This window comes from Armatimonadota bacterium, assembly GCA_017303935.1.
GTDB lineage: Bacteria > Armatimonadota > Fimbriimonadia > Fimbriimonadales > Fimbriimonadaceae > JAFLBD01.
This window is the reverse complement of record JAFLBD010000002.1, coordinates 27,594-41,462: the sequence shown is the minus strand read 5'-3', so window position 1 is coordinate 41,462 and position 13,869 is coordinate 27,594. Positions and strand designations below refer to the sequence as shown.

The window sequence follows — 13,869 nt, the reverse complement described above, 5'->3', positions numbered from 1 at the left end:
AAACTTAGTCTACGAGTTCGAGAACGGCAGTCACTGCAGCATCGCCGCGTCGCAAACCGGTCTTGGTGAGCCTGGTGTAGCCACCCTTTCGATCGCGGAAGCGAGGAGCCACGACGTCGAACAGGTGAGCGACGAGGTCTTCGCCGTTGATCAGGCTGCGCTCTTGCAAGATGAGCATCTTTTCGAGCTCGGTTTTGCCGGCCAGCAATTTTTCTGGCTTCTTGGAGCTGCTGCTGTGTCCGACGAGGATCTTTCGAGCTTCTCGTCGTGACTGCAATGAATCATCCTTCGCCAAGGTGATGAGCTTTTCGACGATACGTCGAAGTTCCTTTGCTCGGCCCAAGGTTGTTCGGACATAGCCATGTCGGATGAACTGGCGCGTCAAGTTTGTCAACAGCGCGCGGCGTTGATCGCTAGGCAGTCCAAGTTTACGTCGGTCAATCTTATGATTCATCGGTTTGGTCCTTAATCGAAATCTTCTTCGTCGTCGTCAAAATCAACTACTCGGTAGCCTGCCTTTGGTGGCTTGATCGCCAGGCCGTGCTCAGCGAGTTTGTCGCGCACTTCGTTCAGCGATTTCTTACCGAAGCCACGAATGCTGGTAAGGTCGCTCTCGGTTGTGGCGGCCAGATGTCGCAATGTCAGCAATCCAGCGCGTCGCAAGCAGTTGAAGGTTCGCTGCGAGAAATCCATCTCTTCGATCTTTATTTCAGGAACGTTTGAGAGTTCTGGCAATTCGCTTTCTTCGTCAGCGAAGTCCAGATCAAAGTTGCCCTTGCCAAGTTCAAAGAACATCTGCAACGATCGAACAAGAATTTGTGCAGCTTGAGTGACAGCATCGTTTGGCGGTACAGCACCGTTTGTCCAAACATCCAAGACGAGTCGCTCAAAGTCAGTTCGGCTTCCTACACGAGTCGGCTCGACAGTATAATTGACCTTCTTTACAGGAGTGAACTGCGACCCGGTCGGCAAGATGCCAATGATGCCTCGGTATCGCTCTTGCTTTTCTGGGAGGGTGTATCCGCTGCCCCAGTTCACAAACAGTTCGATATCGAGGGTGACTTTAGCGTCACTCACGGTCGCAATGTAAACCTCTGGGTTAACGATGGTCACGCCTTCTGGGCAGACAATATCTGCACCGGTCACGCGGCCTGGGCCTTTCACATTGATGGAAAGAACCAACTCATCCGGAGCAGCGCCTTCGAATTCGACGGCAATCGCCAAATCCTTCAGGTTCAGCAAGAGCTCGGTGGTGTCTTCTTTCACTCCTGGAATTGGAGCGAATTCGTGGAAGACCTTGCCGACCTTGACTGCAGCCACGGCTGCACCTTGAATGCTGCTAAGCAGCACTCGGCGCAACGAGTTACCTACAGTGTGTCCGTATCCGCGTTCCAGCGGTTCAAAAACGAACTTTCCGTAGTCGTTTGTCAGTTCTTGTGTCGTAATGTGAGGCATGAGTTTATGCAGGGAGAATTAGACGCGTCGCTTCTTTGGAGGTCGGCAACCATTGTGTGGCAATGGAGTGACATCCTGAATGGTTTGGACTTCGAGTCCGTTAGCCTGGAGTGATCGAATCGCTGTTTCGCGTCCGCCACCAGGGCCACAAACACGGACATCCACCTTTCGCATGCCGTGCTCGGCAGCCTTCTTAGCGCAGGTTTCTGCAGCCATTTGAGCGGCGAATGGAGTGCCTTTTCGGCTTCCCTTGAATCCAACATTGCCAGCACTTGCCCAGCAAAGGACATTGCCTTGCGGGTCAGTGATCGAAACGATGGTGTTGTTGAAAGTGCTTTGGATATAGGCCATGCCTTGGGCAACTTGGCGTTTTTCCTTAACCTTTCCGCGTACGTTTTGCTTTCTAGCCATAGCTTAAACCTTACTTTTTGACCTTCTTCTTGCCGGCAACGGTCTTGGCCTTACCCTTTCGAGTTCGGGCATTGCTTCGGGTGCGTTGGCCCCGAGTTGGCAGTCCACGTCGGTGTCGAAGCCCTCGGTAGGAACCGATTTCGATCAGTCGGCGAATGTTGGCGTAGACCTCTCGTCGAAGGTCGCCCTCGACTTGATAATCTGCGTCAATGATTTCGCGGAGCTTTCCAATCTCGTGCTCGTTCAAATCACGAACACGGGTAGTTGGATCTAGTCCCGCCTTTTCAATCACTTCCGCGGCGGTCTTCATTCCAAGACCATAAATCAACGGCAAGGCATAGGCAATTGCCTTGTCGCGCGGTAAATCTACACCAGCTATACGAGCCACTCTGCTTTGTTTCTCCTTAACCTTGTCGCTGCTTGTGCTTTGGGTTCTCGCAGATCACGCGCACCACACCGGAACGCTTGATGATCTTGCACTTTTCGCAAATCTTCTTTACACTAGCCCTGACTTTCATTTGAAATCCTCGTCAGTCTCGGCATCTTCCCGTCCAGAACTTTCGTCATTTCTAAAAAAGTCCCTTCGACGAAGGCGTGCAGATTAAGGCACGCGAAGCCGAGCGCGATTTGAAAAGATACCCGCCAGCGCGGGAGAAATGCAACTGCCCCAGACGATCTTCTGCCGGGATTTGTTGCACTATTTTGTGGAAAAGTTCTGCCCCGCAATACAAGCGTGTTACGGGACAGAACGAAAATGCACCTTACTTGTAGCGGTAGGTGATGCGACCCTTTGTAAGGTCGTACGGTGATACTTCAACTTTTACACGATCACCGGGCAAAATACGAATCCAGTGGCGGCGCATATTGCCGCTAATGTGAGCGAGAATGACCATATCACCCTCATCCAACTGAACCCGAAACTTCACATTTGGCAAATTCTCAATGACCACGCCATCAAGCTCAATGCCTTCTTCCTTATCTGAATTTTCTTTTTTCTTTCTTGGTTGAAAACCTTTACGCAAGTATTCGTTACCTCGCGGCTATTGTAGCCCATTGCGCCAGTTCTGCGAAACCCAGCTATTCCAAAGTTAAGATTTCAGCTGAATTCTTGCCGATTGCGATGGTGTGTTCGAACTGAGCTGAACATTTACCGTCCGCGGTCACCACTGTCCAATCATCGCTCAAAATCTTTACTTTTGGAGTTCCGATATTGACCATCGGCTCGATGGCTAGCGTCATGCCTTCTTTGAGCTTTGGCCCCGTTCCCATGCGGCCAAAATTCGGAACGCTCGGTTCTTCATGTAGGCTTTGTCCGATCCCATGTCCAGACAACTCGCGGACAACAGAAAAGCCGTGACTTTCGGCATGCTTTTGGATAGCAGCGCAAATATCGCCGAGCCTCTTTCCGGGTTTGATCATGTTGATCGCGAGCATCAAGGCGTCCTCGGTTACCTTCAAGAGCTTCGCGACTTCTGGCGTGACTTCACCGACGGCAAAAGTCCGAGCGGCATCGGCGTGGTACTCATCGAGATATACACCGATATCGATGCCGACGATGTCGCCTTCTTTCACTTTGCGCTTGCCGGGGATCCCATGCACAACCTCTTCGTTGACCGAAATACATGCCGACTTTGGGAATCCGTTATAGCCCAAGAAGCTCGGACTTGCGCCAGCTTCGGTGATAACTCGATGGATTTCGGCATCAAGTTCTTCTGTGGTGATGCCGGGACGCAACATTTCGCCCGCGATTCGTTGCGCACGCGCCAATATCCGGCCCGCTTCTCGCATTTTCGCGATTTCGGCGCGGGTCTTAAGAATGATCATTCGAGCCCAAGTGCCTTTTCAATATCTTGATACACCTTGTCAGGTTCTTGAGAGCCGTCAATGTGGCGCACTAATCCGTGCTCAACATAGTAGTCAATCACGGGCTTAGTGTTTTCATGGAAGATGTTCAGCCTTTCTCGAATGGTTTCTGGCTTGTCGTCGTTTCGGACGAAAAGTGGGCTGTTGCAGTTATCGCAGATCCAGTCTCGTTTTGGAGGTTTCGAAAGCTGGTGGTAGATCGCGCCACATTTGGTGCATCCCATCCGGCCGCTGAGTCTGGTGACTACTTCTTCGTCATCAACTTCGATACTCACCACTCCATCCAGTGGCTGGTCAAGTTCTTCGAGCATCAGATCGAGCGCCTTGGCCTGATCAACCGTGCGAGGAAATCCGTCCAGGATGTATCCCTTCTTGATGACTTCTGGTGAGCGCATCCGCTTAGCCATCATTTCGATGGTCACTCCGTTTGGAACGAGGCGACCTTGGTCGATGTAGCGCTTGGCGAGATTTCCGAGGTCGGTTTGCGCTTCAATCTCGGAGCGGAAGATGGCCCCCGAAGAAAGCGGAACTGCTCCCCGCCTTGCGGTGAGCAGTTCGCTTTGAGTTCCTTTTCCAACTCCTGGAGGTCCGATGAGTACGATTCGCACAGTAACTATTTCTGCAAATGTCGTGCCGAATCCTGTTATTGACCGTATTGCTTCATCAAGAGATTCGCTTCAATCTGGCGCATGGTCTCAAGAGCCACGCTCACCATAATGAGCAATGACGTCCCGAACAGCCAGCCGACGCTAGCCACGTTAATGAACACCGGAACCAAGAACTGGCTGAGTGAAACCACGGACAGGAAGAATGCGCCGAGAATGGTGATCCTCGAAATTACAGCGTCCAAAAAGTCCTTCGTTTGCTTTCCAGGTCGTACACCAGGGATGAACGATCCGGCTCTCTTTAGGTTGTTCGCAATGTCTTCCACGTTGAACTGAATCGCCGTGTAGAAGTAGGTGAAGAAGAAGATCAGCAGCATGAAGAACACAATGCCGATGTACCCCTCTGGCTTCTGGAAGTTCGGATAAATGAACTCCGACACCTTGAGCAGTGCATTGTGTGCGCTACTATCCTTCGGGAACATATTCGCAAACATCTGCGGCAAGGTGAGCAGCGAGAACGCGAAGATGATTGGGATAACACCGACCATCACCACGCTAAATGGTAGGTAGCTCGAGCCGCCTCCCATTGCTTTCGTGCCGAACTGCCGTCGAACGTGCTGAATCGGAATACGTCGCTGAGCGATCGTGAAGTAAGTCACGAAGTAGGTTGCCAAAACGAACAGTCCGAGCACCAAGAAAAGGTTGATCGGGTTACTTGTCTTGTTGACGAACGAAGCTTCGTAAACGAGCTGGATCGTGCCCGGGAATGCAATGACGATGCCGGCAAAGATCAACAAGGACATACCGTTTCCGATGCCCTTTTCGCTAAGCCTTTCGCCGATCCACATCAGGAACATGGAGCCGGTGGTCCAGAACAAGATAGTCGTGAATTGCACCATCGGTGTCATCGCAGTAGCGATCGTCGGAGCTGCCTTCAGGACGGAGAGCAGGCCCCATCCTTGAGCGATGCACAGGCCGATAGAAAGCAGTCTCGTTCGCTTGTTTTGAGCTTTTCGAGCGTACTCTCCACCTTCTTGGAGTTCTTTCTTCCAAGCAGGAGTAGCCGCGGTCATGATCTGCATGATAATGCTGGCAGTGATGTAGGGGTTAAGTCCTAGTGCCAGGATCGAAATGCGTTGTAGCGCGCGACCACCAAAAACGTTGAGGAGATTGAAGAGTTGGTTGCTTTTCACCAACTCTTCAATCTCTGCGGTCGATACACCAGGGATGGGTACCGGCACGTGAACGCACAGGGCGTAGACGGCGAACATTCCTAAGATATAGAGAATGCGCGCTTTGAGATCTGGGTCCGCCCACGCGAGTCGGAACGTATCCGCCAGCGTGAACTTCAGCGACTTATCGCCGCCGCCCGGTCCAACTTGCCCGAACCCTGCGCCGAGGCTCACAGGACGACGACCTCGCCGCCAGCAGCTTTGATCTTGTCAGATGCAACCGCGCTTAGCTTGTGTGCCGAGACAGTGAGCTTCTTGGAGAGCGAACCAAAGGCCAAAACCTTCAATCCGTCCTTGATGCCAGGAATAACGCCGAGCTTGATCAGCTTTTCTGGGGTGACCGAGTCTCCGGCACTAAAGTGCTTTTCGAGGTCATCCAGGTTGATGATTGCGTATTCCTTGTGGTTGATGTTTCGGAAACCCTTCTTGACCGGAAGTCGGCGATGAATTGGGGTTTGTCCGCCTTCAAACCAGGCAGGAATTTGTCGACGAGCCTTTTGGCCTTTGGTACCTCGGCCGCCGGTTTTTCCGAGGCCGCTGCCGATACCTCGGCAAACGCGTCGTCGTCGCTTCGTCGACCCATCATTTGGGGTCAGTTTGTGCAAACTCATTACTTAGATTTCACCTCTTCGACGGTGACCATGTGCTTGACCTTGTGGATCATGCCCTTGGTGCAGTCGTTGTTTGGCAGATCGACGGACGCGCCAACTCGGCGAAGTCCCATCGAAAATAGCGTAGCCTTGTTGGTCGGCTTTTGACCGATCAGGCTCTTGACGAGCTTAATGCGAAGCATTGTCTTCTTCCTCCTTTCGAGCCTTAGCCAGCCAAGGAATCAGTTCATTGGTATCGGCGCCGCGAGTTGCTGCGCGATCTTCTGGAATCTGAAGAGCCTTAAAAGCTTCAAAGGTGGCGTAGGCCATGTTCACCGGGTTTCGGCTACCAAGCGCCTTTGCAAGCACGTTGTGGATTCCGCACGCTTCGAGGCAAGCTCGAACAGCGCTACCAGCCTTGACGCCAGTACCAGGAGAAGCAGGGCGCAACATAACTTGCGCGGTGCCGCACTTGGCAATGACTTCGTGTGGAATGGTTTCGCCGATCATTGGCACTCGGATCATGCACTTTCGTGCAGTTTCTTCAGCCTTTCGGATAGCGTCTGGAACGCCTCGGGCCTTGCCCAAGCCAACGCCGACTTTGCCCTTGTTGTCTCCAACAACGACCAAGACGGACCAAGAAGCGGTCTTACCACCCTTGTGGGTCTTGAAAACCTTGTTGGTTCGAATCACGCGGACGTCGTATTGAGGTCCTTCTTGTGCTGGATTGCGGTTATCCCGTCGTCCAGTTTGTCTTTGAGCCATTCTCATTAGAACTTAAGACCTCCTTCACGTGCGCCATCGGCGAGGCTCGCCACACGGCCGTGATACTTGAATCCGCCGCGATCAAAGATCACGGATTCGATGCCTGCTTTCTTGGCGCGCTTAGCGAGCTCAACACCGACTTTCTTGGCACCATCAATGTTGCCAGCGGCCTTGAGATCCTTTTCTAAGCTGCTGGCGCTAGCCAGCGTCTTGCCTGAAAGATCGTCGATGACTTGCGCACTAATGTGCTTCAAGCTTCGAAATACTGCGAGTCGCGGTCGTTCCGCGGTTCCCGACAACTTCTTACGCACCCGCGCATGGCGGACGACGCGAAGGTCAGAACGAGATTTGTTTGCCATCTTTAATCAGTCCTCCTTACTTCTTAGCGGATGCGCGCTTACCGGCCTTAAGTCGAATGACTTCGCCCACGTAGCGGATACCCTTACCCTTGTACGGATCTGGTTTTCGGATCTTGCGGATGTCCGCTGCGATCTGGCCCACCAGAGCCTTGTTGATGCCTTGAACCGTGACGCGCTGGACACGAGTTTTTTCATCGGCTGACAGTGTGAAGTCGATGCCGTCAATGGCAGCCACTTTCACTGGGTGCGAATAACCGATGTTGAACAGAAGACCCTTGCCGTCTGCAGCAACACGGTAACCCACGCCGATGATGTCAAGTTGCTTTTGGTGACCCTTGGTCACACCCTCGACCATATTATTGATCAAGGTTCGAGCGAGACCATGCTGACCGCGGATTCGGTAGCTGTTGTTCGGTCGCTCGATCGTCAGCGTGGCGCCTTCCTGCTTGATCTCCAATTCGCGTGCAATGTTCTCCATCAAGGTGCCCTTAGGACCCTTCACGGTCACGCGATTGTCAGCATCAATCTGCAGTTCCACACCAGCTGGAATTTCAATCGGTTGTCGTCCAATTCGAGACATGGATTAATACACCTCACAAAGGACTTCGCCGCCGATGTGTCGCTTTCGCGCTTCTCGGTCGGTCATCACGCCCTGGTTGGTCGTCAAAATCCGCGTTGCGAGGCCGCTTCGGATCGGTCGAAGATCATCGTTTGCGCGATAAACTCGAAGACCAGGCTTCGAAACGCGCTTGATGACTTGGATCACCGGCTTTCGCTTTGCGTCATATTTCAAATGAATTTTTAGGCTCGGAAACTTGGATTCCGTCGTAATTTCGTGTCCCGAAATGAAGCCTTCTTGCTCAAGGATCTTTACGATTTCAACCTTGATCTTGCTCATTGGGATCTCGACGAACTGCTTTCGTGCCTGCGCGCCGTTTCGGATGCGCGTCAATAGGTCTGCAATGGGATCACTATGCATAGTTCTTTCCTGTTAGACCTGCTTACCAGCTCGACTTTGTCACGCCGGGCAACATGCCCTGGTGTGCCATTTCTCGCAAGACCTGGCGGCACACGCCGAAATAACGTGAGTACCCCTTTGGTCGGCCGGTGATTGAGCATCGATTGTAGTTGCGCGTTCGATACATGCGATTCTTGATTCGTCGCTCGTTAAATGCCTTCAGCGCTTCTTCACGCTTATCAGCAGGCAACGCTAGAATCTGCATTTCTTCCGCATGAAGCTTTTCCCACTTAGCGGAAAGCTTCTTTTGCTTTTGGATGAGACATTCTTTTGCCATAGATTTTTCGCCGTTCCCGAGCCAGTCTGCGAACTTGCCGCACACAACTCGTGGCCTGGTTTTGAATTCAGACGCACTGCGCCAGAACCTTGGATGGTACCCGCACTCGGCAAAAAATTCAAGGCATTATGAATCGAAATTGACAGGTTTTTCGTCACGTGAGATCTACTTCAAGAATTGGTAGATGAGCTGAGCAAGGATGATCTTGCTGACGCTGGCAATCGGAAAAACCGTCGCATAGCCCACATTAGGAGCGTCGCTGTTGGTTTGTTCGGCGGAGAAGCTCAGCGCGGCAGGCTGCGTGTGAATCGCCGAGGCCATCCCCATGAGCGTTGCGCCACTGAGTCCAAAAAGTTTGTTCGCGATCAAAAGGTAGATTGCCGCAGATATGACTGTCGCGGCGCATCCCACCAAAAACACTGGGAGGCCAGTGCCGGCCGCCATAGAATCTCGAAAGGCGTAGCCGGAACGGATTCCGACTCCTGCCAAGAACAAAATGAGCCCAATCTGCCGCAGCGTCAGATTGGCGTTGAAGCTCAAGCCCCAATGAATCGGCCCGGTGCGGTGTAGCGCTCCAAGCACGAGCGACGCGACGAGCGGACCGCCTGCGACACCCAATTTGAACGAGATGCCCCCTGGCAGTGGGACCTCGATTAATCCGATTAACAGACCGATCGCGATCCCGAGTGCGAAGCTCATTACATCGACTTCACTGAGCGCTTTGTACGAATCTCCGAGTTCCTTGCTGATGAGTGACAAGTTCTCGCGACGGGTCAAAACGCGCACACGGTCGCCAGGTTCGAGCACGGTGTGACCGTCAGGGAGAATCTCGATATCTCCGCGGCTGAGGCGAGTCACAGTTGCGTTGAAACGAGTTGGGAGGTCAAGTTCTGCTAGCGACTTCCCGAACACGTCCGGATTGCTGACGAATATTCGGCGATAGTCGAACTCACGTCGATCAAATTCAAGCCGTTCTTTGCTGACTTCCCCGAGGATTTCTGCGGTTCGAAACGTCTCCTCGGGGGTGCCCACGGTGGTGATCAAGTCGCCCAATTCGAGCTTCTCATGGCTATTGGCTAGATGAAGGTTGCCACCACGCAAAATTCGTCCAAAAATGATCGTGAGGTTGTGCTCATCGACGACTTCCGAAATAGTTTTGCCAATCGCGCCAGGTTGCTTGACAACCAAAGTCCGGTTAATCAAATCCTCTTTAGGAGGTGGTGCGAGATTGCCTTTCTTGCGAGACCAGGCCGCTAATCCGATCAGTACCAAGATCAATCCGACCACGCCAGCCGGATAAGTGATGGCATATCCCACCGCTGGCTCAGAACTACCGCCCGAAATTTCCATGACCGCGGCGAGAGCGGCAGTGTTGGTCAAACTGCCGGTGAATCCTCCAGCGGCGGTGCCAGGAGAGAGGTTCAGCGTTCGTGCCATTGCCACCCAAATGAAGGCGGTCAGCAGCAGAGAGCCAAGCGTTAGAACTGTCGTCTGGATTCCTCTGCGCTTGAACGACCGAAAGAAACCAGGTCCAGAACTCAGGCCGAGTGTGTACACAAACAGCACAAGGCCTAGGTTCTGCAAGACATCCGGGAGCTTGATGGAAGGATCTAGTGCGCCAACAGCAAGTCCGGTGAATAGCACTGCGGCTACGCCCAATTGGACCGATAGTAGTTTGATTTTGCCTAGAACGAATCCAACCCCAGCGACAAAGAACAGCGTAAGCAGAGGGTTCGCCGAAAACAGCTGGATCACAAATTGCATAAATCGCCTGTTCAAATTCAATCATACTAGAGTCATGAAACTGGTTGGGAAGGTTGACGCTTCGGGCAAGCGATTTGGAATTGTTGTGGGGCGCTGGAATGAGCTTGTGACCAAGCAACTCCTGGAGGGTGCACTCGAGACCCTCGAAGCTTCCGGCGCTGAAGAGTCGATCGTGGTCCAAGTTCCTGGAAGCTGGGAAATTCCGATCGCTTGTCAGGCATTGATCGAGCGCGGCGATATCAGCGGCGTAATCGCTCTCGGATGCATTTTGCAAGGTCAAACCACCCATGCACAGTTGCTTGCTTCGGATGTAAGCAAGTCACTGATGAACTTGCAAACCCAAACCGGAATTCCGATTGGATACGGCATCTTGACCCCCGAAGATCAAGATCAAGCGCTTGATCGTTCAGGTCTAAAGCTGGGTAACAAGGGTCGAGAAGCAGCAGCGTCCACCATTGAGATGGCAACGTTGCTCGAAATGATCCGCCCAGAAGATTGAGCAGAGGCGATATGACCCAGTGGGGTGTTGTGATCTTGGCAGGCGGGTTAGTCAAGGACCCGTTGGCCTCAGCGCTCGGCACACCGCAAAAGGCCCTTGCGAAATTTGGCGGACGTTCAAGTTTGGAGCGGACCATCGAATCGGTCAGAGACGCCGGAATCACCCAGATTGTAGTTGTGGGCTGTGAATGTGACTTGCAGATTTCTGGAAACATGCCCGACCACGGCACTGCTGCCAAAAACGCTGTCGCAGGCGCACGTGCCTTAGCTGAGTTTGGAGTCTCAAGGTTATTAATCCTTCCGGCCGATCAGCCGCTGATGACTGGGGCGGCGATTCGAGATTTCGTAGATCGGCTTGATTCTCGAACGATTCTTGGCGAATTCTACGCCGCTGGCCTGGCCAGGCTTACCGATTTCCGAAAGATGTACCCAACCGCAACGGCGACTCCGATACGCCTCCGTGACGGGGCCTTTCTTTCCGGCGGATTGTTCGCTGGGACGCTAGAAGCCATCTTTTCTTGCGAAAACCTTGTTGCGGAATTCAGAAAGAGCCGCAAGTCGCAAATCAAGATGGTGGCCAGGGTTGGACTCGATGTCTTGATACGATTTGTCTTCAGACGTGTAACCCTTGCCGAGGCCGAATCCCGCTTAGAACGGTTGATGCGGCATCAGTGTATTCTCATTTCGGACTGCCACCCGAGTACCGTGCTCGACTTCGACAACATCCAGGAGTATGAAGAAATCAAGGTGATATTTAACCAAATGGTTAGCGCTTCGTCGCAAAGTACATAGCTTCAATTTCATCCATCAACAACGGCCTCTCGCCCCAATTTCCTGCCGTTCCGCCCCAGACATTCGAAACTTCGAATCCGGCGTGAAACATCATGGACTTGACTTCAGGTGGAATGAAAAGTCGTTCTCGGATGAGCATGGGGGTCGGGCCTTCTGGGAGATTCATTTCGTCGATGTAGATCATGTCCATCGTCGCTGGATCAAAGCTCTGTTGTTCGACATGCTCATCGGTCACTCGGCGGATGATCGAATATCCGTTTAAGGCGGTTAGGATGAACGGCGATCCTGGCTTCAAGCTCGCAGATATGTTCCTTAGAATATTGAGATCGTGAGTGACTGGATCCTCGTTGTGGTTGACGAGGCCGAATCCGCCTTCACAAAGACAAATCGCGGCGTCAAAACTGCCTGGACTTTGCCAGGCGGTTGCATCGGCTTCAATCCACTCGACGTTGACGCCAGCTTCGGCAGCCTTTTCCCGAGCGACCGAAAGCATCGCCGGACTAATGTCGATCCCAGTTACTTCTACACCGGCCTTCGCGAGTTCGATCGCGTGCCTGCCCGTTCCACATCCGACATCAAGGAGTCGCATTTTTGGCTTCAGTTTCATCTTTTCGATGAGGAATTGGCACTCGACCAAAGTGTTCTTTGTGAACGGATTTTGATCGTAATGCGGGGCGTGGCTCTCGAAGAATTCGCGCCAAGAGCGGGGTTCGATGGGGTTCATGGCATAGAAACTACCTAAAATTGGATCGCATTCGGGTGTCAAATCGTTGTATTGTTAGAGGTAGCGATATGAGCGATCAACGACAAAACCCCTGGATTCGCAGTAGCAATCCGACGACAAACGAACGAGCCTTTGATCGAATGGAGGCTGTGAGCTCCGAGCCGATGACGGTTCGAGGCGCGATTCAAAAGACCGGAATTTTGCTGGCCCTTCTGATTCCTTGTGCTGTTGTCGGCTTCATTTTTCCGAACATGTTGGCCGCGATTGCCGCTGCTTTAGTGGCATTTGGACTGGCGATTGCAATCGCATTCAAGCCAAATCTCGCCCCTTCTTTGGCACCTGCATATGCTGTTCTCGAAGGATATTTCGTTGGTGCTGTCTCGTTCATGTACACCGTGGCGATGGCAAAGTCACAGTACGCCAACGCGGTGCCAATCGCGTCCGCAGGAACAATGGTCACTCTGGGCATCATGTTGCTGCTGTACACGACTCGCGTGATCAAGGTCACCGAAACGCTGCGCGGTGTCGTGATCGGTTTGACGTGCGCGGTAGCGATTTTCTATCTCATTAGCCTTGTTGCTTCGCTGTTGATGCCGGGAGTACCGCAGACTTGGGCGATGCACGGATCTGGCCCGATCGGCATCGGCTTCTCGGTGTTCGTGATCGGACTGGCTGCGTTCAACTTTTTGCTGGATTTTGACTTCATCGAACGCGGCGTCGAACGTGGAATGCCGAAGCAATTCGAATGGTACGCCGGATTCGGAATCCTGGTCACCATCGTATGGCTGTACCTCGAAATCCTTCGCCTGCTGAGCAAGCTTAGCAAGCGCTAAGCGAGCGCTTGAATCACTTTTGGGTGATTCTCAGCGACGGCAAAAGCCTCTTGATAGAATCCCCGAATCAGCGTCTCACGCGAAAGCGTGAGGCGCGGTTCTGCTTTTAAGATCAGGTTCATTCGGATCCAATCGGTATCTGGCCGTGTTGGCGGTTGCCAGTAATGATCGGTGAGGATCGTCGTACCGAGCTTCTCAAAGAACTCAAGGCGCTTTTTACGGATCGGAACCACCGCCAAAGGGATGGTGTCGTCGATGATTTCTACTTCAAAGAGCGTGCCAGCATAAACAGAATTTTGGTTCTCGGCGAGTCGCCTTAGGCTATCGATGGCGGCCTGAACCATCGATGTGCCGAGATTCATGCCTCGGTAATCGGGTGTCAGCGCCATATGGACAATCCAACCGCAGCCTAATTTGGGAAGCAGCTTGCCTCGAACGACCCCAGCAATCTTTCCTTCCAGCGAGTGGACCAACCAGATTCGATGTCCGTGTGCAGTGCCGATCTCACCCAGCACTACATCGCGCTCCTCTAACTCCTCGCGAGGGAAATTGGATTCCAATATCTTCCAGGCGACTGCCTCGTGAGGATCATTTCTGCTGGTGAGTTCGTGAAGTTTGACCATATGGTTAGTGGGTAAAGGTCGATGAAAACCAAGTTCTGTTAAGACTAATGATAGCGACAT

Annotated in this window: 22 protein-coding genes; 3 read left to right on the top strand and 19 right to left on the bottom strand. The window is 52.7% G+C overall.

Features of this window, described 5'->3' with window-relative positions; all coding sequences use genetic code 11:
- Positions 1 to 4: 4 nt before the first annotated feature.
- The 17 genes from rplQ to J0L72_04725 all read right to left on the bottom strand — a co-directional run bounded on the left by rplQ (position 5) and on the right by J0L72_04725 (position 10,339).
- The gene (rplQ, locus tag J0L72_04805) at positions 5 to 454 is read right to left on the bottom strand and encodes a 50S ribosomal protein L17 (protein MBN8690099.1); all 450 of its coding nucleotides are present in this window, start codon (positions 452 to 454) and stop codon (positions 5 to 7) included.
- 11 nt (positions 455 to 465) lie between these two features.
- Positions 466 to 1,455 carry a DNA-directed RNA polymerase subunit alpha gene (locus J0L72_04800; protein ID MBN8690098.1) on the bottom strand — a complete coding sequence of 330 codons (990 nt, stop codon included), beginning with the start codon at positions 1,453 to 1,455 and terminating at the stop codon, positions 466 to 468.
- An 18-nt stretch (positions 1,456 to 1,473) separates the two neighbouring features.
- Positions 1,474 to 1,866, bottom strand: a complete 393-nt coding sequence (rpsK, locus tag J0L72_04795; GenBank protein MBN8690097.1) for a 30S ribosomal protein S11 — start codon at positions 1,864 to 1,866, stop codon at positions 1,474 to 1,476.
- Between the two features lie 10 nt (positions 1,867 to 1,876).
- Complete coding sequence (rpsM, locus tag J0L72_04790; GenBank protein ID MBN8690096.1) at positions 1,877 to 2,254, bottom strand: 30S ribosomal protein S13; 378 nt, start codon at positions 2,252 to 2,254, stop codon at positions 1,877 to 1,879.
- A gap of 16 nt (positions 2,255 to 2,270) precedes the next feature.
- Positions 2,271 to 2,384: a 50S ribosomal protein L36 gene (gene rpmJ / locus J0L72_04785; protein ID MBN8690095.1), complete on the bottom strand. Its 114-nt coding sequence runs from the start codon at positions 2,382 to 2,384 to the stop codon at positions 2,271 to 2,273.
- Positions 2,385 to 2,627: 243 nt separating this feature from the next.
- Positions 2,628 to 2,888 (bottom strand): translation initiation factor IF-1, encoded by a 261-nt coding sequence (infA, locus tag J0L72_04780; GenBank protein MBN8690094.1) that lies wholly within the window; start codon positions 2,886 to 2,888, stop codon positions 2,628 to 2,630.
- A gap of 55 nt (positions 2,889 to 2,943) precedes the next feature.
- The gene (map, locus tag J0L72_04775; GenBank protein MBN8690093.1) at positions 2,944 to 3,690 is read right to left on the bottom strand and encodes a type I methionyl aminopeptidase; all 747 of its coding nucleotides are present in this window, start codon (positions 3,688 to 3,690) and stop codon (positions 2,944 to 2,946) included.
- Positions 3,687 to 4,337 carry an adenylate kinase gene (locus J0L72_04770; protein MBN8690092.1) on the bottom strand — a complete coding sequence of 217 codons (651 nt, stop codon included), beginning with the start codon at positions 4,335 to 4,337 and terminating at the stop codon, positions 3,687 to 3,689. Before J0L72_04770 ends, map begins: the two co-directional genes overlap by 4 nt.
- Positions 4,338 to 4,372: 35 nt before the next feature.
- Positions 4,373 to 5,740: a preprotein translocase subunit SecY gene (gene secY / locus J0L72_04765; protein ID MBN8690091.1), complete on the bottom strand. Its 1,368-nt coding sequence runs from the start codon at positions 5,738 to 5,740 to the stop codon at positions 4,373 to 4,375.
- Positions 5,737 to 6,177 carry a 50S ribosomal protein L15 gene (gene rplO, locus J0L72_04760; protein ID MBN8690090.1) on the bottom strand — a complete coding sequence of 147 codons (441 nt, stop codon included), beginning with the start codon at positions 6,175 to 6,177 and terminating at the stop codon, positions 5,737 to 5,739. Before rplO ends, secY begins: the two co-directional genes overlap by 4 nt.
- The gene (rpmD, locus tag J0L72_04755) at positions 6,177 to 6,359 is read right to left on the bottom strand and encodes a 50S ribosomal protein L30 (protein ID MBN8690089.1); all 183 of its coding nucleotides are present in this window, start codon (positions 6,357 to 6,359) and stop codon (positions 6,177 to 6,179) included. The genes rplO and rpmD overlap by 1 nt, the downstream gene beginning before the upstream one ends.
- On the bottom strand, positions 6,346 to 6,921 hold the full coding sequence (gene rpsE, locus J0L72_04750) for a 30S ribosomal protein S5 (protein MBN8690088.1): 576 nt from the start codon (positions 6,919 to 6,921) through the stop codon (positions 6,346 to 6,348). Before rpsE ends, rpmD begins: the two co-directional genes overlap by 14 nt.
- A 5-nt stretch (positions 6,922 to 6,926) precedes the next feature.
- Positions 6,927 to 7,280, bottom strand: a complete 354-nt coding sequence (rplR, locus tag J0L72_04745; GenBank protein MBN8690087.1) for a 50S ribosomal protein L18 — start codon at positions 7,278 to 7,280, stop codon at positions 6,927 to 6,929.
- 16 nt (positions 7,281 to 7,296) lie between these two features.
- Positions 7,297 to 7,860: a 50S ribosomal protein L6 gene (gene rplF, locus J0L72_04740; protein ID MBN8690086.1), complete on the bottom strand. Its 564-nt coding sequence runs from the start codon at positions 7,858 to 7,860 to the stop codon at positions 7,297 to 7,299.
- A gap of 3 nt (positions 7,861 to 7,863) precedes the next feature.
- Positions 7,864 to 8,259: a 30S ribosomal protein S8 gene (gene rpsH, locus J0L72_04735; GenBank protein ID MBN8690085.1), complete on the bottom strand. Its 396-nt coding sequence runs from the start codon at positions 8,257 to 8,259 to the stop codon at positions 7,864 to 7,866.
- 22 nt (positions 8,260 to 8,281) lie between these two features.
- Positions 8,282 to 8,575 carry a 30S ribosomal protein S14 gene (gene rpsN / locus J0L72_04730; protein ID MBN8690084.1) on the bottom strand — a complete coding sequence of 98 codons (294 nt, stop codon included), beginning with the start codon at positions 8,573 to 8,575 and terminating at the stop codon, positions 8,282 to 8,284.
- A gap of 165 nt (positions 8,576 to 8,740) precedes the next feature.
- Entirely contained in the window at positions 8,741 to 10,339 is a 1,599-nt protein-coding gene (locus tag J0L72_04725) for a transporter (GenBank protein ID MBN8690083.1), read from the bottom strand.
- 34 nt (positions 10,340 to 10,373) lie between these two features.
- On the opposite strand from J0L72_04725, the gene J0L72_04720 reads away from it, so the two are divergent.
- Positions 10,374 to 10,838, top strand: coding sequence for a 6,7-dimethyl-8-ribityllumazine synthase (locus J0L72_04720; GenBank protein ID MBN8690082.1), 465 nt, complete (start codon positions 10,374 to 10,376; stop codon positions 10,836 to 10,838).
- A gap of 11 nt (positions 10,839 to 10,849) precedes the next feature.
- A complete protein-coding gene (locus J0L72_04715) occupies positions 10,850 to 11,629 on the top strand; it encodes an NTP transferase domain-containing protein (GenBank protein ID MBN8690081.1) in 780 nt (259 codons plus the stop codon).
- On the opposite strand, the gene J0L72_04710 is transcribed toward J0L72_04715, so the two are convergent.
- On the bottom strand, positions 11,604 to 12,344 hold the full coding sequence (locus tag J0L72_04710; protein ID MBN8690080.1) for a methyltransferase domain-containing protein: 741 nt from the start codon (positions 12,342 to 12,344) through the stop codon (positions 11,604 to 11,606). The two genes, J0L72_04715 and J0L72_04710, sit on opposite strands and share 26 nt — an antisense overlap.
- Before the next feature lie 77 nt (positions 12,345 to 12,421).
- Here J0L72_04710 and J0L72_04705 point away from each other — a divergent pair, with 77 nt between their 5' ends.
- The gene (locus J0L72_04705) at positions 12,422 to 13,186 is read left to right on the top strand and encodes a Bax inhibitor-1/YccA family protein (GenBank protein MBN8690079.1); all 765 of its coding nucleotides are present in this window, start codon (positions 12,422 to 12,424) and stop codon (positions 13,184 to 13,186) included.
- Here J0L72_04705 and J0L72_04700 read toward each other — a convergent pair.
- A complete protein-coding gene (locus tag J0L72_04700) occupies positions 13,183 to 13,809 on the bottom strand; it encodes a GNAT family N-acetyltransferase (GenBank protein ID MBN8690078.1) in 627 nt (208 codons plus the stop codon). The genes J0L72_04705 and J0L72_04700 overlap by 4 nt on opposite strands.
- Between the last annotated feature and the right edge of the window lie 60 nt (positions 13,810 to 13,869).